The sequence below is a fragment of the Streptomyces sp. NPDC096339 genome, from assembly GCF_044762985.1.
Classification (GTDB): Bacteria; Actinomycetota; Actinomycetes; order Streptomycetales; family Streptomycetaceae; genus Streptomyces.
Window position 1 is genome coordinate 59,983 of sequence record NZ_JBIWFI010000025.1, and the last position, 25,613, is coordinate 85,595.

A 25,613-nucleotide genomic window follows, 5' to 3' on the forward strand; every position below is an offset into this window, starting at 1 on the left:
TTGTTACGCAGCGTATCCATTGTCACCGATTGTGATGAGGAGTGAAAGCGTGCGTGCTCTGAGAAGGGCCGCGGTGGCGCTTGCCGCCGGACTGGCCCTGACCACAGGAATCCTCCAACAACCAGCCCTGGGTGCCGATCCCGACGACGGCACCATCCGCATCAAGGTCGTCCGCGACTCCAACACCAACGGACGGAACGACGCCGGTTCCGAACGTGGTGTGGCGGGCATCATCGTCGAGCTGGAGGACATGGACGGGGCGAAGGTCACCGCCGTCACCGGCCCCGACGGGGTGGCCGTCTTCCCGCCCAACACCACCCTCTACGGCGGTAAGTACTACGTCCGTATGAACCTGCCGCCGAACTCCTTCCTCAAGCCTTCGTTCGGCGCCTCGGGCGGTCTCGCGTCCGAGGGCACCATCATCGACGTCAGCAACGGCGAGGACGCCGCACTGACCATGGGCGTGCGCAACCCGGCCGACTGGTGCGAGAGCAACCCCCGCCTCGCCACCCCTTGCCAGGTCGCCGCCAACAAGTCCGGCGGCGTCCGCACCACCGTCACCTTCGATTACAACGAGCGGGGCGACAGCAACGCGGGCAACACCACCACCCTCGCCACCCGCAACGACACCGGAAACACCTACGGTCTCGCCTACCACACCGCCCAGCGCCGCATCTTCACCGGCGCCCACGCCAAGCGGCACACCGTCTACGGGCCCGGCGGCCAGGGCGCCATCTATGTGACCCCCAGGGCCGGCGGCGCCACCACCCTCTTCACCACCGTCCCCAACGCGGGTACCACCGCCCACCAGGACCCGATCCGCTTCGACGGCCCGTTCGTGAACGTCGTCGGCAAGGAGTCCCTCGGCGACATCGACATCTCCGAGGACAACCGCCAGCTCTACGCCGTCAACCTCAACGACCGGCGGCTCTACACCTACAACTCCAACCAGCCCACCGCCGCGGCCCCTATCACCTCGGTCGCCATCCCCGACCCGGGCTGCCGGGCCGGCTCCGACTGGCGCCCCTTCGGCCTCGGCGTACGCGACCGCGTCGTCTATGTCGGCGGAGTGTGTTCCGGCGAGTCCACCCAGAACGTCAACGACATGGAAGCCGTCGTGTGGACGTACAACCCGGTGAACGCGACCTTCGCCCAGGCGCCCGTGCTGCGCAAGAACCTCAACTTCCCGCGCGGCGAGGTCAACGTCAGCAGCCCGGGGTTCAACCGCTGGTTCCCGTGGACGGTCGGCGCGGCCACCTTCCCGCAGAACCTCATGGCCCATCCGGAGCCGCTGCTGTCCGACATCGTCGTCGAGAGCAACGGCGACCTGGTCCTCGGCTTCCGCGACCGGTTCGCGGACATGACCGGGTACGAGATGCCCAACCCCAACCCCGCTTACGCCAACAGCGGCTCCACCATGTCCGGCGGCGACCTCAACCGGGCCTGCCTCAAGAACGACGGAACCTTCGAATGGGAGGGCACGGGCGCCTGCCCGAACAACGCCCCGACCCGCCCCAACGGCGGGCAGGCCGCCAACGTGGTCGAGTTCTACCCGGGAGACAACTGGCCCGGCGTGCACCAGGAGACCGCCCAGGGCGCCATCGCGCTCTCCCTGCGCGAGAACCGCATCGCCTCCACCAGCATGGACCCCACCAACCAGGCGTGGACCGGCGGCAGCGCGTACTTCGACCGCAACACCGGAAGCCGCGGCACCAACACGTTCGAGCACGGCTTCTCCATCCAGAAGCTCAACGACCCGCTCGACGGCGGCTTCGGCAAGGCCAACGGCCTCGGTGACCTGGAAGTGCTCTGCGACGAGCCGGCCGTCCAGATCGGCAGCCGCGTCTGGTACGACCGCAACCGCGGCGGTGCCCAGAGCGTCGACGACGACGAGCCCGGCATCCCGGGCGTCACCGTCCAGCTCCTGTCCGAGGACGGCAGCCTGCTCGCCACCGTGACGACCGGCGCCGACGGCTCCTACTACTTCGGCCCCGAGCACGGCGTCCGCCCCAACACCAAGTACAAGGTCCGCTTCGACAAGTCCACGGCCAACCTGAGCGTGATCAGGCCCCGTCCGCCCGCCAACCCCGCCACCCAACTGATCTGGTCCCCGCAGAAGGTGCAGGGAGCCGGCCCCGACGTCGACTCCGACCCGGCACCCGACGGCCCGGCCTACGCGCAGACCGCCACGGCCGAGGTGACCACCGGTGCACCCGGAACCGTCGACCACACCATCGACGCCGGGCTGTACGTAAACCGACTCTGACCGACCCCGATCCGGCTCTACGATGGGCCGATGTCAGCGATCAAGAAGTTCCAAGTCACCTTCGACTGTGCGGAACCCGAGCGCGTCGCCCGTTTCTGGTGCGAGGTGCTCGGGTACGTCGTACCGCCGCCACCCAAGGGGTTCGACACCTGGGATGACTACGACCGCTCCCTGCCGCCCGAGCGTCAGGGAGCGGGATTCGTCTGCATGGATCCCACGGGCGTGGGCCCGCGCATGTACTTCCAGCGCGTTCCCGAGGGCAAGGTCGTCAAGAACCGGGTGCACCTCGACGTACGGGTCGGCACCGGGCTGGTGGGCGAGGAGCGCGTCGCGGCCCTGGAGGCCGAGTGCGCGCGACTGGTCGCGCTCGGTGCGGTGCGCGTACAACTGCTGCGAGCCGATGGCTTCGACGAGTCGTGCCTCGCGATGCAGGACGTCGAGGGCAACGAGTTCTGCCTCGACTGAGCGGCACCCGGGCTCAAGGCGCGATCTCGAAGGCAGGCGGCTTCAGGGCGCTCAGGCAGGTGGTGTTCGGCGCGGACGGGTTGTCGAAGAAGGAGACGGTGATCTCCTGGGCACACTTCGAGGTCGCGAAGACCACGTGGGGTTCGTAGGGGACCGTGACGACGGTGGCGTTGCCCAGCGTACGGGCGACGTAGGGACCGTTGTCCGCGCCGGTCTGGGAGTCGAACCCGCCCGAGATGGCGAGCGTGGGGATGTCGCTCCGGGTGACGTCCCGGATCGAGCGCGCCGCCGCGGGCACGTTCCAGGCGGCGCAGTCCTCGCGGAGGAAGGCGAGCTGCGGGGCCTGGGCCTGCACCGAACGGGGGTACGACGGGAAGGCTTCCTGCCCGCCGCGGAGCGCCGCCCCCTGCTTCTCGAACGGCGTCCACTCACTGCAGAAGACGCCGTAGACGAGCCCGTGGGCCACTCGCCCCATGGCCTGGGGGCTGAGCTTGCCGCCCGCGTACTGCTCGGCGATCCGCTGCGGCTTGCCGTGCGCCAGCTCGTCGATCTCCGCGGGCACCTGCGGCGCGATGTGGGTGGCGGAGGTCATCCAGGTGACCAGCGCCCCGCCGTCCAGGACGACCTTCACCGGCTTCGGCTGCCCGGGGACGGTGACGGTCGTGGTGACCGGCTTGGCCTCCAGTTCGCGTACGAGGCGGTCGAAGGTGGCCGACAGGTTCGGATAGCGCCGGTTGCAGGCGGGATCGTCGGCGCAGGCCTTGAACAGGCCGTCGAAGCCCTGCTTGGCGCTGCTCCACGTCGCAGCCGAACCCGCCCTGGACGGCGGCAGGATGCCGTCGATGCCGACCGACCGCAGTCCTTCCGGGTGCAGGCGCATGTAGACGAGCGCCAGGTGGGTGCCGTAGGAAATGCCGAACACGTTCCAGTCCTTGACGCCCAACGCGGTTCTCAGGTCCGCGTAGTCGGCCGCGCTCTCGGTGTCGTTGTAGGCGCTGAGGTCGATCCCGCGGGCCGCCAGCTTGTCGCGGCAGGCCTTCGTGGCCGCGACGTGCAGCCGCCCGGTGGACGGTGCGTTGGAGGCGAGGCCGACCGCGCGGGCGTTGAACTCGTCGATGCCCGGGCACAGTACGTTCGGCTCGGCCGAGTACGTGCCCCGCTGGGACATGAGGATCACGTCCCGGTCGCGGTTCAGGCCGCCGTCGACGGCCATCTTCGCCTCCCCGACGGCATCGTCGCCGGGTCCGCCCGCCAGCCACACGATCGGGTCCGGTGCGGGCTTCGCGGCCAGTGCCGGCACGATCGCGACGCCGAGCCTGATGGTCCGGCCGTTCGGTTCGGCGCGGTTCTCGGGCACGGTCAGCGTTCCGCAGCGGGCCCCCTTGAGCTCGGGGACCGGGTCCGCCGTCTTCGGGCACGGGCCCGGCTCGTACGTCGCGTCGCCCGCCTTTCCGGCGGTCGTACCGATCGGCGTTCCGCCGTCGTCCTTCGCCTGGGCGGGCGCCGCGAGCAGACCGGTGATCAGGAGTCCGGTCGCCGCACCGGCCGCGGTGGCGCGGATCCGTCGTGCGGTGCACCGACGGCGGGGCGTGGGGTGGGAAGCCATCTGTCCTCCCGGTCACTTCGGGGTGATCGTGAACGGCGCCGGTTTCAGGCCGGCCACGCAACGCGTGTCCGGTGCGGTCGGATGGGCCAGGAACGAGGCCAGTACGGTCTGCGCGCACGGCGACTGCGGGACGACCCAGTGCCCGATCCCGGGGATCAGCACGGAGGTGGAGCGGGACAGCGTACGAGAGGCGTCCTTGGCGTAGCTCGCCCCGGTCTTCATGTCGAACGTCCCGGAGATGACGAGCGCCGGCACCGCGCTGACGGTGGCCACCCGGTGGCGGGCCGCGTTGTCCGCGACCTTCCACACACCGCACACGTCGTATTCGAAGGGCAGCTGCGGTGCCTGTGCCAGGACCGATTCGGGCCAGGTGGGGAAGGCCTCGCGCCCCGCGTCCAGCACGCCGGACTCCGAGGTGCCCGGTACCCACTCGCTGCACGCCACCGACTGCGTCAGGCCGTGCGCCGTCATGCCGACGGGCTGGACCGAGTCCTTCGCGCGGCCCTGCGCGAAGCGCTCCGGGTTGCCCTGGGCCAGCTCTTCGAGGGCCGCGGGGAGGTCGACCGGTTTGACGTTGAAGGCGACCATCAGGTTCAGCAGGGTGCCGCCGTCGAGGACGACCTTCACCGGTTTTCCGCCGCCCGGAGGGGTGGCGTTGAGCGTCAGGGGCCCTGCCTCCAGCCTGCGCACCTGTTCGTTCAGGGTCTTGCGGAGATCCGGGTAACGGCTCTTGCAGGCGGGCTGCGCCGCGCACGCGTCAAAGGTGTTGTCGATGCCTTCCTTCGCGCTGCTCCAGCCCCACGGCAGCTTCGTGGCCTGGGGCGGGCTGATCGAGTCGATCGCCACCGAGCGGATCCCCCGCGGGTGCAGGCGCAGGTACGCGAGGGCCAGGTTGCTGCCGTAGGAGTACCCGTAGACGTTCCACAGCGGGATGCCGAGGGCCGTGCGCAGATCGGCGAAGTCAGCCGCGTTCTCGGTGCTGTTGTAGGCGCTCAGGTCGGTCCCGTCGGCCGTCAGCCGGTCCCGGCACTGCCGGAACGCCTTCAGCATGAGCTGCTTCGCCGCCGCCGAGTCCCAACCGAAGCCGACGGACTCCTCGTTGAACCGGTCGACCTCCGGGCAGGCGAGGTTCGGCTGGTCGTAGAGGTTGCCGCGCTGGGCCATCACGATCAGCTCGCGGTCCTTGTTCAGGCCGGAGGCGACGAGGAAGGGGATGTCGTCGAAGGTGTCGGCGCCGGGGCCGCCCGCCATGAACACCACGGGATCCGCGGCGGGCTTCGCCGAAGCGGGCTTGATGACCGCCACGGCCAGCTTGATGGTCCGCCCGCCCGGGCGCGAGCGGTTCTCGGGGACCTCCAGGAACCCGCACCGTGCCGTGCTCAGCGCCTCGATCGGCTCGGGTGTCCTGGGACAGGCACCCGGCACGAACCGCGGCGAAGCCGCCGGGCTGGGCCCGGCGGCATCGGCGGACGGTGAGGCGGCACTGCTCGGCAGCGGGCCGACCCCCGCCAGGCAAGCCAGAGCGGCCGCGGCAGCCGCCGCGTTGACTCGGTGCAGTGTCATGGGATTCCGTTCCCGTGCCGGCGTCCTGCGGCGGCCAGTCGGGCCACGCCGCAGTGGTGTGGGCGGAACGCACTCATTTCGACGGTACCGGCAGGTACAGAGGCACGCACTCCGGGCAGCCACAGACTGGCCGCAGGGTGCAATCACATGACGGACGGCCCGGAGGTCAGAGGTCCTGGATGCGCCGGAACGGACGGTCGGCCTCCAGCTGGAACGCGACCTCCAGCAGCTTTCGTTCGGCGCCGGGACGGGCGGAGAACATGACGCCGATGGGCAGCCCGTCCTCGGTCGCGCTCGCGGTGGGCAGCGAGATCGACGGCGTGCCGACGACGTTGTCGACCGGGGTGAACGCCACGTACCCGAGGATCCGCTCGATCAATGTGGTGTAGGGGACGGCCGGGCTGAGGTGGCCGATCCGGGGCGTGGTGTGGGCGAGCACGGGCGACATCACGAGGTCGAGCCCGCGGAAGGACGCCGCGTACGCCTCCTTCGTGCGCTTCAGCCGCCGCACGACGCCCGGAGTCCGCCGCCAGTTCCTCAGGTACTCCTCGCGCAGCCCGCGGCTGAGGCCGTCCATGCGGCGCCGGTCGAAGTCCTCGCCGAGGTTGCGGCCGGTGACGCCGAGGAGGAAGGACAGCATCCCCCAGTACGTGAGGAAGTCGTCGGCGAAAGTCGGGTCGACGCTCAGCTCCACCGGCTCCACGGTGTGGCCGAGTCGTTCGAGCGTCGCCACGGTCTCCTCGACGGCCTCCCGGGTGGCGGTGTCGGTGCGGACGCCGTGCACCGAGTCGAGGAGGAACCCGATCCGCAGCCGCTGTGCCGAGGGCCCTTCGACCAGCCCCAGGGGCGGCAGCTTGGGGCTGCGCCGGTAGGTCTCGGCGGCGGCGAGGAACGCTGCGGCGTCGCGTACGGAACGGCTCACGATCCCGTCGGAGACGATGTCGAGCGGCAGTTGGCGGCTCAGGGCGCTCGGCACGACCCGGCCACGGCTCGGCTTGAGGCCGACGAGTCCGCAGCAGGCGGCGGGTATGCGGATCGAGCCGCCGCCGTCGTTGGCGTGCGCGATCGGCACCGCCCCGGAGGCAACGAGCGCCGCGCTGCCGCCCGATGAACCACCGGCCGAGTAGTCCGTGTGCCACGGGTTGCGCACCGGCGCGGCGGACTCGTACTCGGTGGTCGGACTGAAGCCGAACTCGGGCAGCCGGGTCTTGCCCAGCACCGTGACCCCGCTGCTGAGGAACTGCCGGGCGAACGGTGCGTGCTGTCGGGCCGCCCGGGGGCGGAAGGCCGCACTGCCGTGGCCCGTGGGCAGCCCCTGGTAGTCCGTGTTGTCCTTGACGAACGTCGGCACGCCGGCGAAGGCCCCGCCCGCTCCGGTGGCGGGCACGGGGGCGTCGACGTACGCCTGGACCGCGCCCAGCCGCCCTTCGACCGCCCGCACCCGGGCCTGCGCGTCCCGGGCGGCCTCGGCGGGGGAGACCTCGCCCCGCCGGATCGCCGCGGCGAGACCGACGGCGTCGTGTTCTCCCAGGGCGTCGTCCCGGAAGGCGTGCACGATGGTCCGTTCGTCGAAAGTCGTCACCGCTGCTCAGCCCCCGGCCGTGTGGATGGTCGTCTGCCATCATTCCCTACCGTCGGGTAACCCGCGAGTGGTTCCGACGGATGTCGACCGTCTTTTCGACTCCGGATCAGGGGCGCGGGGTGTCGTCGGCGCGGATGGTGCTTCGGACGCCCGTGACGACCGTGACGGTCAGGCAGAGGGCGATGATCGTCTCGGCCCACAGGAAGGCGAACCAGTCCAGCACGGAGCCGATCGGAGGCTGTCCGGGGGCGGTGTTGCGGAACGCGGCCAGAGCGAAGAGGGTGGCGGCCATCCAGGAGAGGGCGGGCCAGACCATTCCCTCGCTCCGGGTCATCAGGTACCAGGCCCCGATGATCACTGACGCCGCCAGCGCCCACATCACGATCATCATGAACGAGGCGAAGGCGAGCAGGCTGCCCGAGCGGACCACCTCCAGTGCCACGAGGGCCCCTCGCCGGGAAGGCAGGGGCGTCGCATCGACGGCGAAGAGGGTGTCGTTGTTGGAGAACGACATGCGAACCGGTACCTCCTTGCCGTCCAGCAGCGCCACGAAGCCGACATCGGTCTCATAGGTGTCGAACGGGTAGTCGCTGATCGATCCACCCGTCATCGCGACCTGGACGTCCTTCGTCGCGAGCCGCTCGTGCGCCTTGAAGGCCAGGTCGCCGAGGGTGGCCTCGGTGGTCTGGAGGGTGAGATCGGCCACCGGGGCGCTTCCCTCCTCCTCGCCGAGGGTCCCGCGCGGGATCACCCGGACCCGCAGGACCAGCTCTCTGGCCGCGGCGTCGACGCGTTGGATCGCCGCCTCCACGTCCAGCCGGTCGGGGGCAGAGGATCCGACCGTGTGGACGGTGTCGTTGGCCTGCCGCTCGGAGAACTGCAGCCACGAACCCACGCCCACCGCCGCCACGATCAGGACCGCGATGGGGAGCAGGACGGGCAGGAGCGAGGTCCCGGAGCGGCGTGGGCGGGAGGGGTCCGTGGGTGGGGCCATGGTGACTCCGGCGAGGTGGGAGGGACGACGGGCCCGTCCGGCCCGGCGCCGGCCGCAGTGCGATCCTCGTCGACGGGGCCGGAGATCCGCCGCATCCGGGGCGGGTGTGTCGGCCGCCCCGCACTCGCGCGGGAGGTCAGCCCGTGTCGGGTTCTCTCCGCCGTACGGCGTCGTGGGCGGCCAGCGCGGCGTGCAGGGTCAGCAGGTCGGCGCCCCGGGCCGCGTCCAGTCCGGTCAGCTCCGTCGCCCTGCGCAGGCGGTAGTCCACCGTGTTGGGGTGCACCTGGAGCCGGGCGGCGGCCCGCCGCCGGTCGAGTCCGCAGGCGAGGAAGGTGCGCAGGGTGTCGAGCAGTTCAGGGCGCCCGGACAGAGGGCCGAGCAGCGCGGCGAGCCCGTCCCTGGCGGGGCTCGGGCGGCTCAGCTGGTACTCCAGCAGCACGTCGTCGAGCAGGTACAGCCCCGGTCCCCGGCCGGACGCCTCCGCGACCCTGCGCACCTCGCCGACCATCCGGGCGGCGTCCGCGACACCGTCCGGCGCGGCCGCGGCCGCCGCCACCAGCAGCTCGGCGCCGCACATCAGGCCGAGCTGCTCGACCAACCGGGTGAGCCGTTCCCGGTCCGCGGCGGCGAAGTCCGAGGCCGGCGTCTCGTACGGGATCAGCACCAGCCCGCCGTCGCCGGAGAGCACGGACAGCGGGACACCCGGGGTCTGGCGCTGCAATTCGTTGCGCAGCCGCCGGAGTTTGCGGCGGGCGGCGACGGAATGGTTGACGCCAGGCCGCAGTTCGTCCGGGTGCGGTCCCATGGTGATGCCGAGTACGAGGTAGGAAGGGGGCAGCCGGATCCCGGCCCGGTCGGCCGCCGCCTGCGGGTTCCCGCCCTCCAGCAGCCGGGACAGCAGTGACTGCCGCGCGACCTGCTCGTCCCCGAGGGCCGCCTGCCGCTCCTGTACGTACCCCGCCGCGACCGCGCAGCTCACGAGCCGGAGGTAGCCGAGCAGCCGGCGCTGGACGAGCAACACGTCCGCCAGGTCGCCCGGCCCGGCGGTCGCGAGGACCTGGGCCGCGCACTCCTCCGCACCGAAGTGGTAGGCGCCGACGACGGCTTCCAGGGGTACGCCCTCGTCGGCGCGGCGGGCCGAGGACTCGCTGATCCTCGCCAGCTCGGCCTCCTCCGGCAGCTCGCCGGCGCGCAGCACCCGGATGAAGGCCCGGATGCCGCGGTCCACTTCCTTGGTGATCTCGCCGCGGAGCTGTTCCGAGGGCAGCGCGCCGTAGGCGGGGAGCTGTTCGACGAGCCGGGCCATCACGGCCGGGGCGAGTGTCGGCGCGGCGGCCAGGAGCCGCTTGTGGACCGGAATCCCGCCGAACTGCGGCCCCTCATCGCCTCCTCCGGGTTTGGGCGCGATCACAATTCACCTCACGAATCTCTGTTGTACGACCCGGAGACGCGGCCCCTTACCGCACCCATCCTGGTTTCCGGGACGTTACTTACCAGTTGGTAACACGCCCGCCCGGTGGCTCGCCAGACGCGTTCGGACCCCGACCGCAACCTCCACCGGATCCCCACGCCCCCACCGCAGCGGAGGACCGCCGTGCTCGCGCCCAGAAACGCTGTTCGTCTCCTGGCCACCGCCCTCGTCGCCGCGATGGCCCTCACCGCCGCTCCGGCGGCCACGGCCGCCGAGGCCACGTCGTCGAGTGCCACCGCCGGCGACTCGTTCTACAGGTACACCGGCAGCGAACCCCTCGCCTCGCTCGCACCGGGCACCGTGCTGAAGACGCGGACGCTCCAGTACCACCTCGTGGGCCTGCCCACGCCGGTCAAGGCGATCCAGCTGCTCTACCGCACGACCGACGCCCAGGGCCGTCCGTCCGCCAACGTGACCACCGTGGTGCGCAGTCTGACGGGCGACAGCGGCAAGGCGGTGTCCTACCAGTCGTTCTACGATTCGCTCAACCCGGAGGACGGCCCGTCCCGGGCCATCGCCGGCGGTCTCACCCTGGGCGGCGCCATCGCGAACGCCGAATCCCTCTTCCTGGTGCCGCTGCTCCTGCAGGGCTACAACCTGGTCATCCCCGACACCGAGGGGCAGACCGCGAACTTCGCGGCCGGCCCGGAGTACGCGACCAACACCCTGGACTCGATCCGCGCCGCGACCAGGTCCGCGCAGACCGGTATGAGCCAGGACACCAGGTTCGGGCTGATGGGGTACTCGGGCGGCGCCATCGCGACCAACTGGGCGGCCGCGCTGGCGCCGGCCTACGCTCCCGAGGTCAACGCCAAGCTCGTGGGATTCGCCGAGGGCGGTCTCCTCGTGGATCCCGCGCACAACCTCAAGTACGTGGACGGCTCCCTCGTGTGGACCGGGGTCATCCCCATGGCGCTCATCGGCGTCTCCCGGTCGTACGGCATCGACCTGAAGCCCTACCTGAACGGCTACGGGCTGGAGGTGTACCAGAAGCTGGAGCGCGGGTCGATCGTCGACGCACTGGGCCACTACCCCGGGCTGACCTGGAAGCAGATGGCGAAGCCGCAGTACGCCGACCCGAATTCGGTGCCCGCCTTCGTCGACGCGGTGAACAGGATCAACCTCGGCTCGGCGCCCACCCCGGCCGTCCCGGGGTTCATCGCCCAGGGCAACGGGGGAGTCCTGGAGGGCACTTTCGGCAACCGCCCGGGCATCGGCACCGGTGACGGGGTCATGGTGGCCGGAGACGTCCGGGCACTGGCCCGCCAGTACTGCTCCACCGGCAACGGATCGATCGAATACAAGCAGTTCGACCTGCTCAGCCACGTCGGCGTGCCCGTCGTCTGGGCGCCCCTCGCGATGGGCTGGATGAACGACCGGTTCGCGGGCAGGACCGCACCGTCCGACTGCGGCCGCATTCCGGCCGGGAACTCCCTGGCGCCCGAGAAGACCGTGCCGGCCTCCTGACGCTCCACGGGTCCCGGGGCGCCGCCGTGTGCAATGGCACGGCGGGGCCCCGGGAGGACGGGTCAGGACACCATCGAGGCGTCGGCCACTTCGGTGAGCCTGACCGTGCACAGCCCGCCGCGCTCGCTCTTCACGTCCGTCACCTTGAGCTGCGTGCCCGGCGCGAGGATGTACTCCTCCTCCCCGGTGAAGGCGGAGAAGTTGCGGATCCCGACCGCCTGGGAGGGCGTCACCTCGAAGAGGGTCCGCTTGCCCCGGCTGCCCAGGAAGGACCGGGCCACCTTCAGCTCGGAGGTGCAGGAGGAGACGCCCCACCAGGTCACCGTGCGGCCCACCGGGTACTGCGACCGCAGGTCCAGCGACACGCCCCGCCACAGCGGCTGCGTGTGGGCGGGCAGCCCCGAGACCGCCGAGAACAGCAGCCGCAGGTACGGCAGGTAGGGCGTGACCCTGGTGCGGTCCGGGGAACGCAGGACGGCGTTGATCTCGCGGTAGAAGGCGGACTCGCAGGTGTAGAGGTAGAGCGCGGCGATCGCGTCGGCGGACAGGCCCGCGGACGTCTCGTCCGCCCTCCGCTTGCCGAAGTCCCTCGACCGGTCGATGTGTCCGGCGATCCCGGACAGCGTCTTGGCGACCGGGGCGACGGCCTCCTGGAAGTCCATCAGCGGAGTGTCGAACACGCCGGTGATCGCGGGGAGGACCAGGCCCTCGTCCTTGACGCTGGTGAGTCGCTCCAGGTACAGCTGGTGCAGGTTCATGGTCGACTCGATGAAGGCGCCCATGCGTGCCGCGACACCCCCGCCCCCGCCGCCGGCGGCGGCCGCCGCCTCGTTCCACCCCTTGCTCGGCAACCAGTCGATCCCGTCGGCGCCCAGCGAGGCGAGGGCCTCGTTGACCATGGCGAAGTGGTCGCCCTCGCAGAAGATGTCACCCTGCGCCGCCGGGTTCGCGTGGTCGATGTGGCGGACCTCGACGTCCGGGTACTTCTCCTGGAGCCGCAGGACGACCTTCTTCAGGCTCCGGGCGTGCGCTCCCCACCATGCGAACACGACCCCGCGGTCCTCCTCGTCGGCCTCCTGCTTGGCCTTGAGGATCTCCTCGACGATCCGTTCGGCGACGGGCCGCCAGAACGCCGTGTGCTGGTCGGCGCCCATCGCCCCGTCGCCGCTGGCGGTCAGCGAGGCGTTGAGCAGCAGCACGCCCTGGGTCAGCATCGCCTGGAACCACTCGGGAGGCTGGACCGTCTCCCGCTCCTTGAGCAGCGCGCGGACATCGGCGATGGGCGTCTTCTTCGCTATGCCGTACTTCCACATCGCCGCCGCCTTGATGATGCAGCGGATGCTGACGACCCGGCCGAACTGGCTGTCCTTCCAGTCGTTGAAGGTGTTGTCGAACATGGCGATGCCCGTCGCGCTCTCCGGGCGCGGGTACGGGTTCTGACCGAAGACGACGACCTTCCACTTGTGCGGCGGGTTGGGCTTCAGCGCCTGGAAGGTCAGCTCCCGGACCGGGACGACCTCGGGGCTGCGCCCCTTCCCGATGAACCGGGCGGCGTCCGGCCGCGCCTCGATGACGGGCTTCAGGAGCGGAAGCCAGGGCTCACCGCCCCCGTCGAAGAGTTCGGCGAGAGCCAGGGGGTCGTCCGCGACGGGCTGGGCAGGCTCGGAGGCCGCTGCCGGAACCGACTCCTGCACCGATTCCTGCACCGACTCCTGCACCAGCACAGGCACCGACTCCTGCACCGGCACAGGCACCGGCTCCGGAGCGGCGGCCGGGGCCGGGGCCTGCGGCGGCACGATGCGCACCCGCTGCTCGACCGGGGCGCTCTCGATGCCGTCCAGCTGCGTGGTGATCGTGGCACGCAGCTCGTCGTCGTCCTCGAACCAGTGGTCGTGGAAGAGCGTGTAGCCGGTCCACATCAGGTTCGCGCACACCCTGGCCGGGACCCGGCCGGTCTGCGCGCCCATCCCGACCAGCGCCACCGAGCGGATGCTGCCGGGCTGCTTCCGGTTCTGCCGGTGGATTGCCTGGAACGCGGCGGCGCACGCCAGGGCCACGTTCAGCGTGGCACTCACGTTCTGCGAGGACCGAACCATGGTCGGCGTCGATATCAGGTACCGGGGGACGGTCGCCCCCGACGGGACGCAGACCGCGCTGCCCACCGGAAGCGTTCCCCCGAACCGGTCGCGGATCGCGCGCTGCACCCGCAGCTGGATGCCGGATCCGAGGTGCCGCTTGATGACGGCGTCGACCCCGCCGTCCATCCGGCCCCGGGAGTTCGTCGGCGTGACCCAGGCGTCGACGTCCTCGTCCAGGATCGAGCCCCGGCGGATCTCGATGCCGGGGGTGTCCGCGAAAGCCGCCCTCCACGCCTCCACCACACGCTCGTTGACGTCTGTCAGTACAACCCTGAGCACGGGCTGAACACTGCTCTCGGTCATCGTCCACTCCTGTCGGGAAACGGCCCTTGCAACACCTCGAACCTAGCCGCCACCACTGACAACGCCGTTCCGGCAAGGGGACGATGACCTTCCGTCAGGGCTCCGCTTCACAGCCGCCAGTAGGTACCCGCACGGGAATCGACGTGCACCACGTGCCGACCGACGCGCACCACGTGATGGTCCCGGCCGGCCCAGGAACCGGCGCCGCCGTCCGCGCCGGGCAGCGGGGTCCAGATCTCCAGGAAGGTGCCCCCGTCCGGGTTGGTGCCCCGCTCGACGAGGTTCGCGCCCTCCCGCCGGAAGGTGCCGGTGTCCTCGCCGGACTCGCCCGTGAGGTGGTGGAAACGCACCTGGGATCCGTCGAAGGAGGTCGTACCGGCGAAGCCCCGGCTGTCGGCGTAGTACGGGCCGGCCTGCAGCCACACCACCTCGCGGTCCTCCACGAGAGGTCCGCCGTCGCGGCTGATGCCGCGGCGCAGCCAGGCACCGTACTCGGGCACCGGGATGCCGGGCCCGCCCGGGAACCGGTCCGCCGGCGGCTCGGGCTCAGGCACGGTCGGCGGCGGGGTCGTCCACGGCCAGGAGGGTCAGCGGTACGTTGCCGCGTACCGCCTGCGAGTACGGGCAGACCGCGTCCGCCCGGTGCAGCAGCGGCTGGAGGTCCGCCGCCCGCCACCCCGGCAGGCTGACCGTGAGGGCCACCGCGAGGCCGTAGCCGGCCGGGGTGTCCGTGGTGCCGAGCTGCACTTCGCAGGCCACGCGCGCGGCGGAGGCGTCCGCCCCGAACTCGGCGGCGACCTCCGCGAGCGCGGACGTGAAGCAGGCCGCGAAACCGGCCGCGAACAGCTGCTCGGGATTGGTGGTGCCGGGCACCTTCTTGCGCGGCGGGGCGAGACGGACGTCCAGGCGCCCGTCGTCCGTGCGGACGGATCCGGAACGGCCCCCGGCGGCGTGCGCGGTCGTCCGGTACAGGCTGCGGGTGAGTGGCACGGTCATGGCGTACGGCCCATCTTGCTCGACGAGGACGCTGCCCGGGTGCGGACAGCGGTCGGCGCCGCGTCGGCGGCACCTCGCGCGTCGTCGTGCGTAACCGGGTACGGCGCATCTCGTCCGGGGCCTCGCAAGGCCGCCGGACAAGTTAGCAACGGACACGGCCGCCCGGGGACCCGCCGGGCGGTGACCTTCCTCACCCGCCGCCGGGTCCGGCCCCGCGGCTGCGGTACGCCCCGGGAGGCATGCCCTCCCACCGGGTGAAGGCGCGCACCAGGGCCGTCGCACCGCTCAGGCCGACGAGCGGCGCGATCCGGTCCAGCGGCAGGATCGTGGTCTCCAGCAGCCGACGGGCCCGGCCGTGGCGGGCGTCGTCGAGGAGCGCGCGCCACGAGGTGCCCTCCGCCTGCAGGGCCCTGCGCAGGGTCCGGACGCTGAGGCCGAGCTCCTTGGCGGGGCCCTCCGGGCCCGTGTCCCCGAGCGCGGCCGGCTCCAGCCACTGCCGTACGCGATCGGCCACGGACGGGGGCGTGGACAGCCGGTGCAGGAGCCGGTCGGCGTAGGCCCGGTGCAGGGCGTTGAGCGCCGGATCGTGGAGCGGTCGGCGCCTGTCGAGGTCCTCGTTGGCGACCGTGATCACGTTCTCCGGGGCGTCGAACACGACCGGACAGCCGAGGACGCGGGCGTACGGCTCCGCCGAACCCGTACGCGGGTGCGCGAACGACACGGACAGCGGCGCCCAGCCGTCGCCGGCGATCCAGCGGCCCGCCCGCACCATGCTGCTGACGACCGCCTCCACCTGCTGGGGGTGCATGGCCGCCGGGTCCACGGTCGGCCGGTAGCGGACCCGGCCGACGTCCCCCCGGCGGTCCACGCTCACCCTGCCGGCCTGGCTCACCAGGGAGTGGTAGTGCTCCGCCGCCAGCGCGGCCTCCGCGAGGCTGGCGCTCGTGAGGACGAGGTGTCCCAGGATGTGCAGGCCCGTGGGCCGGATGCGGTCCCCCACGAGGAGCCCGGTGTGCGGGCCCGCGCCCCGGGCGCCGAGGACCTCGTCCCACAGCACACGCATCTCCGCGTACTGCAGCCGGTCCGCGGGCAGGGCCCGGGGACCGGAACCGCCGGTGCCCTCCGCCGCGGCGCTCAGCACGGCGAGGGCGTAGCACGAGGTGACGGTGGGCGGCTCGGTGAGGGACACGGCCGCCAGTCAATGCCGGAGCACCGGCCGCGTCAACACCGCCCGGGGCACGGGAGGCAGGACGGTCGGGGACGGTCGGCGGCCCGGGGAGTCAACGGGTTGGCCGCCCGGGTGAATGACGGCGCCGCCGGGCGCTCCTAAGGTCGCCTTCGGACACCGCTCAGAGGAGTACGCCGTGATTCTCTTCCTGCTCCCCGCAGGCGACTACGACCCGACCGAGGCGGCGGTGCCCTGGGCCGCACTGCGCGACGCCGGCTTCGAGGTGCGGTTCGCGACCCCCGCGGGGAAGGCCGCGTACGCCGACCCCAGGCTCACCGACCTCGGCTTCTCCTGGCTGTCGCCCTGGCTCATGACCCGCCGCGCCGAGCTCGCCGCCTACCGGCGCCTCACCGAAGACCCCTGGTTCCTCGCCCCGTCGGCCTACGCGGACGTCGAACCGGACGCCGTCACGGGCCTCTTCGTACCCGGTGGCCACGCCGAGGGGATGCGGACCCTGCTGGAGGACGCCACCGCCCAGCGGTTGTTCGCCCAGGTCTTCACCCAAGGGCTGCCGGTCGGTGCCGTCTGCCACGGCGTGTTGCTCGCCGCCCGGGCCACCGATACCGCCACCGGGCGCTCGGTCCTCCACGGCAGGCGCACCACGGCCCTGACCTCCCTGCTGGAGCTGACCGGGTGGAACCTGACCCGGCTCTGGCTGGGCCGGTACTACCGCACCTACCGCACCACCGTGCAGCAGGAGGTCACCGCGGCGCTCGCCGATCCGCGCCACTTCCTGGCCGGCCCGCCGCTGCCCGTCCGTGACACCGCCGCCCGGCCCGGACGCGGCTTCACCGTCAAGGACGGCAACTACGTCTCCGCGCGGTGGCCCGGCGACTGCCACCGGCTCGCGGCGGACTACCTGGCCCTGGTCCGTGCCCACGAGGCGGCCAGATTGTCATGAACTCATCGTGAAAGGGTTCGGGATGAATCGACGAAGGGTCCTCGGACGACGCCGGTACCTGTTATTCGGCCTGGTCCTCGCGATGCTCACCCTGGTGCTCGGCCCCGCGGCCGCCGGCGCGTCGGCGGGCCCGCAGTGGTGCGAGCCCGTGGCGCGCCCGGCTCCGGACTCGCAGGTGGGCGTCACGGGCGAGCCGTTCACCGGGACCGACGCCCAGGGCCGGGTCCGCGGCTGGGTCGACGGGCACGTCCACCTGATGTCGAACGAGGGCTTCGGCGGACGGCTGGTCTGCGGGAAGGTCTTCTCCCCGGCGGGCGTGGCGGACGCCCTGAGGGACTGCCCCGAGCACTACCCGAACGGCGTCCTCGCCCTCTTCGACATGATCACCAAGGGTGGTGACGGCCGGCACGACCCGAACGGCTGGCCCACGTTCCGGGACTGGCCGGCCCACGACTCCTCCACCCACCAGCAGACCTACTACGCCTGGGTCGAGCGAGCCTGGCGGGGCGGCCAGCGCGTCCTGGTCAACGACATGGTCACCAACGGGGTCATCTGCTCGCTGTACTTCTTCAAGGACCGCGGCTGCGACGAGATGACCGCGATCAGGCTCCAGATCCAGAAGACCTACGAACTCCAGGACTACGTCGACGCCATGTACGGCGGCGCCGGCAAGGGATGGTTCCGGGTCGTCACCGAGCCCGATCAGGCCCGCAAGGTCATCGAGCAGGGCAAACTCGCCGTCGTCCTCGGCGTGGAGACCTCCGAACCGTTCGGCTGCAAGCAGGTGCTGGACGGCGCCCGCTGCACCATGGCCGACATCGACCGCGGCCTGGACGAACTGCACCGGCTCGGCGTGCGCAGCATGTTCCTGTGCCACAAGTTCGACAACGCCCTGTGCGGCGTCCGGTTCGACACCGGCACCACGGGCATGGCGATCAACGTCGGCCAGTTCCTGTCGACCGGCACCTTCTGGAGCACGGAGCCCTGTACCGGCCCCGAGCACGACAACCCGATCGGCTTCGGACTCGCAGCGGGCCTGTCGGCCGGGGAACCCGGCACCTCGCAGGCGGAGGCGGAAGCCAGGGTCCGCGCCGCGCTGCCCGAAGGGGTCGAACTGCCCCAGTACGGGACCTCCTTGCAGGCGGCGCAGTGCAACCGGCGGGGCCTGACGGCGCTCGGCGAGTACGCGGTGCTGGGCATGACGAAACGCAACATGATGCTGGAACTGGACCACATGAGCGTCAAGGCGGCGAACCAGGCGCTGCGCGTGCTCGAAGCCGAGCAGTACTCCGGTGCCCTGTCCACCCACGGCTGGATGGACGACAACTGGACGGAACGCGTCTACCGCCTGGGCGGTTTCATCACCGGCCACATGTACGAGGCGACCGCCTTCACCGCCGAGGCGCGCAGGCACGCGGACCTGCGGGCGAAGTACGGCGCCGGGTACGGGATCGGCACCGACATGAACGGCTTCGCCTGGCTCCCCGGCCCCCGGGCCGCGGCCGGAAGCCCCGTCCACTACCCCTTCCGCAGCCCCGACGGCGGTTCGGTCCTCGACCGGCAGGTCACCGGCTCCCGGGTCTGGGACGTCAACACCGACGGCGGCGGAACCCACTACGGCCTCGTACCGGACTGGATCGAGGACATTCGGGTCACCGGCGGCCAGGACGTGGTGGACGAACTCATGCGGGGCGCCGAGGGCTACCTGCGCACCTGGGAGCGCAGCAGCGGCCACACCACCCCGTACGCACCGCTGGTACGCGGCTACCGCGCCCACAGCGGGCACCTGGCTTCCTCACGCCCCCTGCCCGCCGGGTTCACCCACGAGGGGGTCTGGAAGGTGCTGCGGGACCCCGCGCCCGGTACGGTCCGGCTCTACGAGTGCAAGGCGGCCGAGCACTCGCTGCTGACCCACGATCCGGGGTGCGAGGGCCAACAGCCCCTCGGCGCGGTCGGATACGTGTACACCAAGCAGGTTCCGGGCTCCGTGCCCCTCTACCGGTGCTACATCCCGTCGGTGTTCGACCACTTCGTCAGCGGCAGGGCCGACTGCGAAGGCCCGTACACGAGGGAGGGCCTGCTGGGCTACGCCATGCCCGTGGCCGCGCCGTAGCGGCGAAGGCGAGGGGGCCCCGGCACGTGCGGCCCGGGGTCACCCCTCGCGTCACTCAGCCTTGCGGAACGGGCCGGGCGGCCAGGCGGGTCAGCAGGGACCGGCGGTGCTCCGGATCGGTCGCTAGGTCCATCGCCGTCCAGGCCATGGCCAGCCCCCCGTCGAGCACGGCGCGGTCGGCCTGGGCCGTGACTCCGTACCGGGTGAACTCGGGGTTGTGCATGATCGCTTCGCCGCAGTCGTAGCCGATCATCGGGTGGATGGTGGGCACGAGGTGCGAGACGTTGCCCATGTCCGTGGAGCCGCCCCGCAAGGTCGGGTCCAGGTCCTGGACCCGACGGCCCAGGTCGCGGGCGGCCGTGAGGTAGCTGCGGCCCATCGCGAAGTCCTGGCGTAGGTCCGCGTAGTCGTTCCCGACGGTCTCCAGGGCCAGTTCGGCGCCCGTGGCCAGGGCTCCCGCCTCGAAGCAGGCCCGGATCCGGGCCTGGAGCTCGGCGAGCTCCTCACTGCTGACGGCCCTGCAGTCGTAGTCGGCCGTGGTCAGCGCCGGGATCACGTTCGCGGCCTCCCCGCCCCCCGTGACCACCCCCGAGACCACCGCGCCGGGCCGCATCTGCTGCCGGTACGCGGCGATGGCCACCTGGGCGATCATCATGGCGTCGGCGGCGTTGACACCGCGCTCGGGCATCGCCGCGGCGTGCGCGGCCCGCCCGGTGTAGCCGACCTTCCAACTGCTGATGGCGAGCGAGCTCATGCCCACGGAATCGGAGGGAGCGGCGTGCACCATCATCGCGGCGGCCACGTCGTCGAAGGCACCCTCGCGCAGCATGTCCACCTTGCCGCCGCCGGACTCCTCGGCCGGTGTGCCCAGCAGCTTGACGGTGATGCCCAGTTCGTCGGCGAGCGGGGCCAGCGCCAGCGCGGCGGCCACGGAGGCGGCGCCGTTGACGTTGTGGCCGCAGGCGTGGCCGATGCCGGGCAGCGCGTCGTACTCGGCGCAGATCCCGATGACGAGTTCGCCGCTGCCGGCGGTGGCGCTGAACGCGGTCGGCAGCCCGTACGCGCCTCGGGTGACCTCGAAACCGGCCCCCTCGACGAGGTCCGCGATGCGCCGGGCGGCGCGGTGCTCCTCGTAGGCGAGTTCGGGATCGGCGTGCAGCGCGTGGCTGAGGCCGATGACCGCGTCCTGGCGCGCTGCCAGAACGGCCCGGGCGCGCTCGCGCAGCAGCTCGGGGGCGCTCATCGGCCCACCTGCCCGGTGCGCTCGGCGCGCGGCCTGCGGTAGACCAGCGCGATGGCGGCGCCGGCCACCGAGACCAGGGCGCACACCGTCCAGGAGAGGGTGTAGGCGCTCAGCTCGGGCAGCGGCCGCCCGGCCGGGGTGCGGGAGGCGAAGACCGTCAGCACGGCGGCCGCGCCGATGGATCCGCCGACGTTGATCAGGAGCTCGTTGATGCCGGAGCCCACCGAGGTGCGGTCGTGCGGTACGGACTCCACGGCCAGCGTCCGCGTGGAGTGCTGGAGGAATCCCGTGCCCAGACCCGCCACGGCGGTGCCCGCGAGGAAGAGGGCCAGGTCGCCGTGGAAGGACAGCGACAGCACGTACCCGGCGGCCATCAGCAGCGAGCCGGTGACGAGCGTGAGCCGGTCGCTGATGGCGGCGGCCACGGCCGGCGCGATCAGCGCCCCGAGGGCCAGGGCCACCAGGTTGGGCAGCATGCCGACGGCGATCGCGAACGGGTCGAGGCCCAGCCCGTAGCCGTACGCGGCGGGGTCGGTCCCCATGAACACCGCGTTGGCGACCTGGAGCCCGATCATGCAGAAGGTGAAGGTCAAGGTGACCAGCGAGACGACGACGACACCCCGGCGGCGGAACATCGTCACGTCGATCATCGGCTGGGGAGTGCGCAGTTCCACCCGCACCCACAGCGCGGTGACGAGCGCGCCGCCCACCAGGCAGCCCAGGGTGCGGACGGAGGTCCACTCCCAGCCCGGAGTGCCGCCGAGGCCGAGGCCCAGCATGACGGCGGCCAGGCCGAGACAGAGCAGTACGCCGCCCGCCCAGTCGATCCGGCCGCCCGGCCGGTGGTCCGACTCGGGCAGCAGCGGCCAGGTGACGGCGAGGGCCAGGCTGGTGGCGACCGCGGGCACCCACAGGGCCGCCGTCGGACTGTCGACCGTACTGGCCACGAAACCGCTGGCCACGAGCCCGAGGGCGAGGCCCGCGACGAGCGCGGCGACCATCACGCTGATACCGCGCCTGCTCTCGGCGTCGCCGCCCCGGCTGCGGTTGCGCAGGATGCCCACGAGCAGCGGGAAGAAGCCGGCGAACGCGCCCTGCAGGATCTGGCCGCACAACAGGGTGGTGAAGTCGCGGCTGAGTCCGACGAGGACCGAGCCGAGGAGGACGATCAGCAGGTTCCAGCGCAGCACGCGGCGGTGGCCGTAGAGGTCGCCCATCCGGGACAGGACCGGGGTGAAGGCGACGCTGGCCAGCAGGTTCGCGATGCTGATCCAGTTGAGGTCGGCCGCCGTCACGCCCAGCGTGTCGGTGAGGCCGCGCAGCAGCGGCGAGAGGAAGCCCTGGGTGATGCCGCTGGTGAGCTCCACGAGCATGACGGAGGCGATGATCGCGCCCCCGGGGGTCGCGCGGACTCCGCAGGAGGCCCCGGCGGGGGAGTGCGAGGGTCTGGCGTCCGTGTCCGTCATACGTATCACCTGTTCGGGGAACGGGCCGTGCGGCCGAGGCAGGGGGAGGGGCGGGCCGCCTGCGGGGCGGATTCCGCACCACAATGTCCGGTGCGGGCCGCACCCCGGGCAAGAGTGGGGCCGATAATCGGGTGAACGCGGCGTTCACCCCCTGTTCGGCAGCGGAATCCGGCACGACGGAGGCCGTGGGGACGCGGCTCGGACAGCCGTCGGCGGGGCCGCGCGCAGTGTCGTACCGTCCGGCGGTTGGGAGGCCCTCGATGAACACCGGTACCCCGGGCGCGGCGCAGCGCGCCCCCCACTCCGCCGACCCGCCCGAGCTCGACGCCGTCGACCACGCGGTGCTGCGCGCCCTGCACCGCGATCCGCGCGCCGCCTTCGCCGACGTGGCCGAGGCGGCCGGGGTGCACGAGCGGACGGTCGCCCGCCGCCTGGAGCGGATGACCGCGACGGGCCACGTCCGCTTCACCGCTGCCCTCATCCCCGAGTACCAGGGCGAGGGGATCACCGCCGAGCTGGCCGTCCGCTGCGCCCCCGGGCGGGTCCACGAGACGGCGCTGGCCATCGCCCGCCGGCCCGAAACCCGCTCCGTGGAGGTGGCCACGGGCGCCCTGGAAGTGTTCGCCGAGCTCAACGCGCCCGGTCACGACGCCCTGCTGACCCTCGTGGACTCGGTGATCGGCCGGCTCGACGGGGTCGTGGACATCCACTCCAGCGTGGTCCTGCGGCTGCTGCTCACCGCCAGCGACTGGGCGCCGTACGACGAGGAGCCGACCGCGGTGCGGCGGCTGGCCATGGCGGGGCTGGAGGTGCCCCCGCCGCTCACCGTCGACGATCTCGACCGGCGACTGGTCGCGCTGCTGGGCGCGGACGCCCGGATGTCGACCACGCGGCTGGCCCGTGAGCTGCGGGTGAGCGAGACCACGGCCCGGCGGCGCCTCGCCCGCCTGATGACCTCGCACATCCTGCACCTGCGCCTGCACGCCGATCCGGCGGTGCTCGGCTATCCGGTGGAGGTCCGGTTCCGGGTCGGGGTGGCGCAGAGCAGCCTCGACGCGGCGGTACGCCAGCTCGCGCACGAGCCCGCGGTACGGCACCTCGTGGTCACCACGGGGACCGCGGGGCTCCTCGGCTACTCAAGCCACCGCGACCTCGCGGACCTGCACGCCTTCACGGCCCGGGTCTTCCCCCGGCTCGGCGCCGGCACCCAGGTGGAGACGGCCCTGCTGATGCGCACCTACAAACGGGCCGGGGTCGCGGAGACGGCGCCCGCCGGCCCGGTGTGACCCCTCCCCGGTCACGGCGACTCGTCCCCCCGCGCGGGGCCGGACCGGCGCAGGTCGGAATCGGTGAGGGGTTCCAGCTCGCCGTGGGTGTCGAGCCAGTAGAGGAAGAAGACGGCCGGGGCGACGAGCAGCAGGGCGACGAGGCTGACCACCGACAGCCAGATCAGCGTCTGGGGATCGCCCGCGGCGTCCGCCACGGTCAGGGAGGTGGGGATGAGGTAGGGGCGCTGTGCGAGCCCCCAGGCGAGGACGGCCGCGCAGACGGTTCCGACGGCGCCGAAGCGTGCCCAGTGGACCCGCCGCCGCAGTACGAGCAGTCCCGTGGCGGCGAAGCACACCAACGACACGACCGCGAGGGCGAGCCCCGCGCCGTGCGTCAGTCCGTGCCAGACGTGGGGGGAGTCGCCCCGGGTCACCAGGAGCACGCCCACCGCCGTCAGGGCGACCGCGACGAGGGCGGCGAGGGCGCGGAGCCGGAAGTATCCGACCAGGTCGGGCGCGTCGAAGCGGGCGGCGTCGGCGGTCAGGAACACGGCACCGAGGAGCGCTGTCGCGGCGATGGTGAGCAGCCCGAACGCGAGGGACGCGTGGTTGGCCCAGGCGTCCGCGGAGGCCTCGGTGCCCGGCGCGATCCGGCCGGTGGCGATGGCGCCGACCGCCGCCCCGAGGAAGAACGGGGTGAGCAGGGAGGAGATCGCGAAGACGGCGCCGTAGAGGCGTCGCCGGGCCAGTCGCCGGGCGGGTTTGCGCAGGGCGAACCCGGCGCCGCGCAGGACCATGCCGAGGGCGGCCAGCGCGAGGGGGAGCCACAGCGCGGTGAACACGGTCTGGAACATCACGGGGAACCCGGTCCACATGAGGACGAGGACGAAGACCAGCCAGACGTTGTTGACCTCCCACACGGGCGCCATGGCGTGGTCGATCAGCCACCGCGGGCGCTTGCCGCGCTCGGTCCCGCCGGCCGTCAGGTCCCAGAACCCCGCCCCGTAGTCGGTCCCGCCGCCGCAGGCGTACGCGGCCACCGCGAGCAGCAGCACGAAGGCGACGACCCCGGCCATCACGTGCCACCTCCCGCCGGCGGGCGCGGACCGTAAGGGGTGACCGCCTCGGGCTCATCCACCGCAGGCCCGCCGGTATGCCCGCCCGCCCGCCCGTCGGCCAGGCGCCAGCCGTCGCGCATCTTCAGCAGGATCCCGAGGAACACCCCGAAGACGCACACGTACACCACGATCACCAGACCGAACATGACCCAGAGGGCGGTGGACCGGGTCGAGGTGACGGCCTCCGCGACGCGCATGTGCTGGTAGACGATCCAGGGTTGGCGCCCCACCTCGGTGGTGATCCAGCCGCACTCGACGGCGATGACGGAGGCCACGCCGGCGCAGGCGGCGCCCCGGTAGAACCACTTGGAGCGGGGCAGCCGCCGGTGGCGCAGCCAGACGAAGCCGTAGCAGAGGGCCAGGAGCAGGAGCAGGCTGCCGATTCCGACCATGGTGTCGAAGGCCCAGTGCGCGATCGTGGCCTGGGTGGCGTTCGGCCGGTCGCTCGCCGGGACGGAGCTCAGCCCGGTCACTTCCGTGTCCGGTGTGAACCCGGCCAGGATGGAGTCGAGCTGGGGGATCCTGATGCCGCCGGAGATGCTCCCGTCCGGATGGAGCCGGCCGTACAGGTACTCCGGTACGTGGGTGCCGGTCTCCCAGACGAGCTCCGTCGCGGCGAACTTCACGGGCTGCTTGTGGAACACCTGCCGGGCGATCGAGTCACCCAGTACGAACTGCACCGGAGTGGCCACCGCGGCGAGGGTGAAGGGGACCGCGAAGCCGAGCCGGTGGTAGTGGTCCCGGCGCCCGCGCAGCCACCCGACGGCGTAGACGCCCGCCACGACGTAGCCGGCGGTCACCAGCATCGCCATCACGAAATGCCAGTACTCGGGCCCGAACATCGGGGTGAACACGGCCTTCCAGACGTTCACGTCGACCGGGTCGCCCGCGGAATCGAGCGTGAACCCCTGGGGGGTGTTCATCCACGAGTTGGCGGCCAGGATGCCGAAGGCCCCCAGCAGCGCGGTGGCCGGCAGGGGCAGCCCGAGCAGGAAGTGAGTGCGCGGCTTCAGCCTGCGCCAGCCGTAGAGGTAGATGGCGATGAGTACCGCTTCGAGGAAGAACGCCCAGGCCTCGACGCCGAAACCGATGCCGAAGACATCGCCCCACCTGCCCATCAGGCCGGGCCAGAGCAGGCCGAACTCGAACGACAACACGGTGCCGGTGACGACGCCGATCGCGAACTGCACGGCCATCACGGCCGACCAGCGCCGGGCCAGGAGCAGGGCCGTGGCGTCGTTCCGGCGCAGGCCGCGGTAGTGCATGAGGAGGGTGATGAGCGGCAGTGCCACTCCCATCGGCACCAGGATGATGTGGGAGGCGAGGGTGAACGCCATGAGTTCCCTGGCCGGGAGCAGCTGCGCGGGTGCGTCCGCCGCCAGCAGGTGGAACGTGGTGTGCATGTGTTCCTTTGCCGCTCGGGAT

At 71.9% G+C, this 25,613-nt stretch carries 19 protein-coding genes and 1 riboswitch; of the genes, 6 read left to right on the top strand and 13 right to left on the bottom strand.

Going from position 1 to position 25,613, the window contains the following annotated elements:
- Nucleotides 1-49: 49 nt before the first annotated feature.
- Together ACIQ5Y_RS26915 and ACIQ5Y_RS26920 are read left to right on the top strand one after the other, a co-directional pair.
- Nucleotides 50-2,266 carry an SdrD B-like domain-containing protein gene (locus ACIQ5Y_RS26915; protein ID WP_403885556.1) on the top strand — a complete coding sequence of 739 codons (2,217 nt, stop codon included), beginning with the start codon at nucleotides 50-52 and terminating at the stop codon, nucleotides 2,264-2,266.
- 30 nt (nucleotides 2,267-2,296) lie between these two features.
- Nucleotides 2,297-2,731 (top strand): VOC family protein, encoded by a 435-nt coding sequence (locus tag ACIQ5Y_RS26920; RefSeq protein WP_403885559.1) that lies wholly within the window; start codon nucleotides 2,297-2,299, stop codon nucleotides 2,729-2,731.
- A 13-nt stretch (nucleotides 2,732-2,744) separates the two neighbouring features.
- Here ACIQ5Y_RS26920 and ACIQ5Y_RS26925 read toward each other — a convergent pair whose 3' ends face one another.
- The 5 genes from ACIQ5Y_RS26925 to ACIQ5Y_RS26945 all read right to left on the bottom strand — a co-directional run bounded on the left by ACIQ5Y_RS26925 (nucleotide 2,745) and on the right by ACIQ5Y_RS26945 (nucleotide 9,887).
- Nucleotides 2,745-4,337 carry an alpha/beta fold hydrolase gene (locus ACIQ5Y_RS26925; protein ID WP_403885562.1) on the bottom strand — a complete coding sequence of 531 codons (1,593 nt, stop codon included), beginning with the start codon at nucleotides 4,335-4,337 and terminating at the stop codon, nucleotides 2,745-2,747.
- A gap of 12 nt (nucleotides 4,338-4,349) precedes the next feature.
- Nucleotides 4,350-5,900 carry an alpha/beta hydrolase gene (locus ACIQ5Y_RS26930; RefSeq protein ID WP_403885565.1) on the bottom strand — a complete coding sequence of 517 codons (1,551 nt, stop codon included), beginning with the start codon at nucleotides 5,898-5,900 and terminating at the stop codon, nucleotides 4,350-4,352.
- A 166-nt stretch (nucleotides 5,901-6,066) separates the two neighbouring features.
- On the bottom strand, nucleotides 6,067-7,482 hold the full coding sequence (locus ACIQ5Y_RS26935; protein ID WP_403885568.1) for an amidase: 1,416 nt from the start codon (nucleotides 7,480-7,482) through the stop codon (nucleotides 6,067-6,069).
- A gap of 106 nt (nucleotides 7,483-7,588) precedes the next feature.
- Nucleotides 7,589-8,476: a DUF4436 family protein gene (locus ACIQ5Y_RS26940; RefSeq protein ID WP_403885571.1), complete on the bottom strand. Its 888-nt coding sequence runs from the start codon at nucleotides 8,474-8,476 to the stop codon at nucleotides 7,589-7,591.
- A gap of 136 nt (nucleotides 8,477-8,612) precedes the next feature.
- Entirely contained in the window at nucleotides 8,613-9,887 is a 1,275-nt protein-coding gene (locus tag ACIQ5Y_RS26945) for a PucR family transcriptional regulator (protein WP_403885574.1), read from the bottom strand.
- A gap of 237 nt (nucleotides 9,888-10,124) precedes the next feature.
- Between ACIQ5Y_RS26945 and ACIQ5Y_RS26950 the strand changes: the two genes are divergently transcribed.
- Complete coding sequence (locus ACIQ5Y_RS26950; RefSeq protein WP_403885689.1) at nucleotides 10,125-11,414, top strand: lipase family protein; 1,290 nt, start codon at nucleotides 10,125-10,127, stop codon at nucleotides 11,412-11,414.
- Nucleotides 11,415-11,476: 62 nt separating this feature from the next.
- Here ACIQ5Y_RS26950 and ACIQ5Y_RS26955 read toward each other — a convergent pair whose 3' ends face one another.
- The 4 genes from ACIQ5Y_RS26955 to ACIQ5Y_RS26970 form a co-directional block, all read right to left on the bottom strand.
- On the bottom strand, nucleotides 11,477-13,855 hold the full coding sequence (locus ACIQ5Y_RS26955; RefSeq protein WP_403885577.1) for an ADP-ribosyltransferase domain-containing protein: 2,379 nt from the start codon (nucleotides 13,853-13,855) through the stop codon (nucleotides 11,477-11,479).
- A 107-nt stretch (nucleotides 13,856-13,962) separates the two neighbouring features.
- The gene (locus tag ACIQ5Y_RS26960; protein WP_403885580.1) at nucleotides 13,963-14,409 is read right to left on the bottom strand and encodes a hypothetical protein; all 447 of its coding nucleotides are present in this window, start codon (nucleotides 14,407-14,409) and stop codon (nucleotides 13,963-13,965) included.
- Nucleotides 14,402-14,851 (bottom strand): Ohr family peroxiredoxin, encoded by a 450-nt coding sequence (locus ACIQ5Y_RS26965; protein WP_403885583.1) that lies wholly within the window; start codon nucleotides 14,849-14,851, stop codon nucleotides 14,402-14,404. Before ACIQ5Y_RS26965 ends, ACIQ5Y_RS26960 begins: the two co-directional genes overlap by 8 nt.
- Nucleotides 14,852-14,926: 75 nt before the next feature.
- Nucleotides 14,927-14,986, bottom strand: a riboswitch (guanidine-III (ykkC-III) riboswitch).
- 55 nt (nucleotides 14,987-15,041) lie between these two features.
- Nucleotides 15,042-16,040 (bottom strand): AraC family transcriptional regulator ligand-binding domain-containing protein, encoded by a 999-nt coding sequence (locus ACIQ5Y_RS26970; RefSeq protein WP_403885586.1) that lies wholly within the window; start codon nucleotides 16,038-16,040, stop codon nucleotides 15,042-15,044.
- A gap of 175 nt (nucleotides 16,041-16,215) precedes the next feature.
- Between ACIQ5Y_RS26970 and ACIQ5Y_RS26975 the strand changes: the two genes are divergently transcribed.
- On the top strand, nucleotides 16,216-16,980 hold the full coding sequence (locus ACIQ5Y_RS26975) for a type 1 glutamine amidotransferase domain-containing protein (protein ID WP_403885588.1): 765 nt from the start codon (nucleotides 16,216-16,218) through the stop codon (nucleotides 16,978-16,980).
- A gap of 22 nt (nucleotides 16,981-17,002) precedes the next feature.
- The gene (locus ACIQ5Y_RS26980; protein ID WP_403885591.1) at nucleotides 17,003-19,093 is read left to right on the top strand and encodes a hypothetical protein; all 2,091 of its coding nucleotides are present in this window, start codon (nucleotides 17,003-17,005) and stop codon (nucleotides 19,091-19,093) included.
- 55 nt (nucleotides 19,094-19,148) lie between these two features.
- Here ACIQ5Y_RS26980 and ACIQ5Y_RS26985 read toward each other — a convergent pair whose 3' ends face one another.
- Complete coding sequence (locus tag ACIQ5Y_RS26985) at nucleotides 19,149-20,336, bottom strand: M20 family metallopeptidase (protein WP_403885595.1); 1,188 nt, start codon at nucleotides 20,334-20,336, stop codon at nucleotides 19,149-19,151.
- Nucleotides 20,333-21,802 (bottom strand): MFS transporter, encoded by a 1,470-nt coding sequence (locus ACIQ5Y_RS26990; RefSeq protein WP_403885598.1) that lies wholly within the window; start codon nucleotides 21,800-21,802, stop codon nucleotides 20,333-20,335. Before ACIQ5Y_RS26990 ends, ACIQ5Y_RS26985 begins: the two co-directional genes overlap by 4 nt.
- 260 nt (nucleotides 21,803-22,062) lie before the next feature.
- Between ACIQ5Y_RS26990 and ACIQ5Y_RS26995 the strand changes: the two genes are divergently transcribed.
- Nucleotides 22,063-23,088, top strand: a complete 1,026-nt coding sequence (locus ACIQ5Y_RS26995; RefSeq protein WP_403885601.1) for an Lrp/AsnC family transcriptional regulator — start codon at nucleotides 22,063-22,065, stop codon at nucleotides 23,086-23,088.
- Between the two features lie 11 nt (nucleotides 23,089-23,099).
- Here ACIQ5Y_RS26995 and ACIQ5Y_RS27000 read toward each other — a convergent pair whose 3' ends face one another.
- Both ACIQ5Y_RS27000 and ACIQ5Y_RS27005 read right to left on the bottom strand, forming a co-directional pair.
- Nucleotides 23,100-24,146, bottom strand: a complete 1,047-nt coding sequence (locus tag ACIQ5Y_RS27000) for a cytochrome d ubiquinol oxidase subunit II (RefSeq protein ID WP_403885604.1) — start codon at nucleotides 24,144-24,146, stop codon at nucleotides 23,100-23,102.
- The gene (locus ACIQ5Y_RS27005; RefSeq protein WP_403885607.1) at nucleotides 24,146-25,591 is read right to left on the bottom strand and encodes a cytochrome ubiquinol oxidase subunit I; all 1,446 of its coding nucleotides are present in this window, start codon (nucleotides 25,589-25,591) and stop codon (nucleotides 24,146-24,148) included. The genes ACIQ5Y_RS27000 and ACIQ5Y_RS27005 overlap by 1 nt, the downstream gene beginning before the upstream one ends.
- Nucleotides 25,592-25,613: the final 22 nt, after the last annotated feature.

Excerpts from the sequence above, each read along its gene's own strand:
- ACIQ5Y_RS26920 (WP_403885559.1), top strand. The coding sequence starts at position 2,297 with ATGTCAGCGATCAAGAAGTTCCAAGTCACCTTCGACTGTGCGGAACCC.
- ACIQ5Y_RS26925 (WP_403885562.1), bottom strand. The coding sequence starts at position 4,337 with ATGGCTTCCCACCCCACGCCCCGCCGTCGGTGCACCGCACGACGGATC.
- ACIQ5Y_RS26930 (WP_403885565.1), bottom strand. The coding sequence starts at position 5,900 with ATGACACTGCACCGAGTCAACGCGGCGGCTGCCGCGGCCGCTCTGGCT.
- ACIQ5Y_RS26940 (WP_403885571.1), bottom strand. The coding sequence starts at position 8,476 with ATGGCCCCACCCACGGACCCCTCCCGCCCACGCCGCTCCGGGACCTCG.
- ACIQ5Y_RS26950 (WP_403885689.1), top strand. The coding sequence starts at position 10,125 with ATGGCCCTCACCGCCGCTCCGGCGGCCACGGCCGCCGAGGCCACGTCG.
- ACIQ5Y_RS26955 (WP_403885577.1), bottom strand. The coding sequence starts at position 13,855 with ATGACCGAGAGCAGTGTTCAGCCCGTGCTCAGGGTTGTACTGACAGAC.
- ACIQ5Y_RS26965 (WP_403885583.1), bottom strand. The coding sequence starts at position 14,851 with ATGACCGTGCCACTCACCCGCAGCCTGTACCGGACGACCGCGCACGCC.
- ACIQ5Y_RS26980 (WP_403885591.1), top strand. The coding sequence starts at position 17,003 with ATGAATCGACGAAGGGTCCTCGGACGACGCCGGTACCTGTTATTCGGC.
- ACIQ5Y_RS26985 (WP_403885595.1), bottom strand. The coding sequence starts at position 20,336 with ATGAGCGCCCCCGAGCTGCTGCGCGAGCGCGCCCGGGCCGTTCTGGCA.
- ACIQ5Y_RS26990 (WP_403885598.1), bottom strand. The coding sequence starts at position 21,802 with ATGACGGACACGGACGCCAGACCCTCGCACTCCCCCGCCGGGGCCTCC.
- ACIQ5Y_RS26995 (WP_403885601.1), top strand. The coding sequence starts at position 22,063 with ATGAACACCGGTACCCCGGGCGCGGCGCAGCGCGCCCCCCACTCCGCC.
- ACIQ5Y_RS27000 (WP_403885604.1), bottom strand. The coding sequence starts at position 24,146 with ATGGCCGGGGTCGTCGCCTTCGTGCTGCTGCTCGCGGTGGCCGCGTAC.
- ACIQ5Y_RS27005 (WP_403885607.1), bottom strand. The coding sequence starts at position 25,591 with ATGCACACCACGTTCCACCTGCTGGCGGCGGACGCACCCGCGCAGCTG.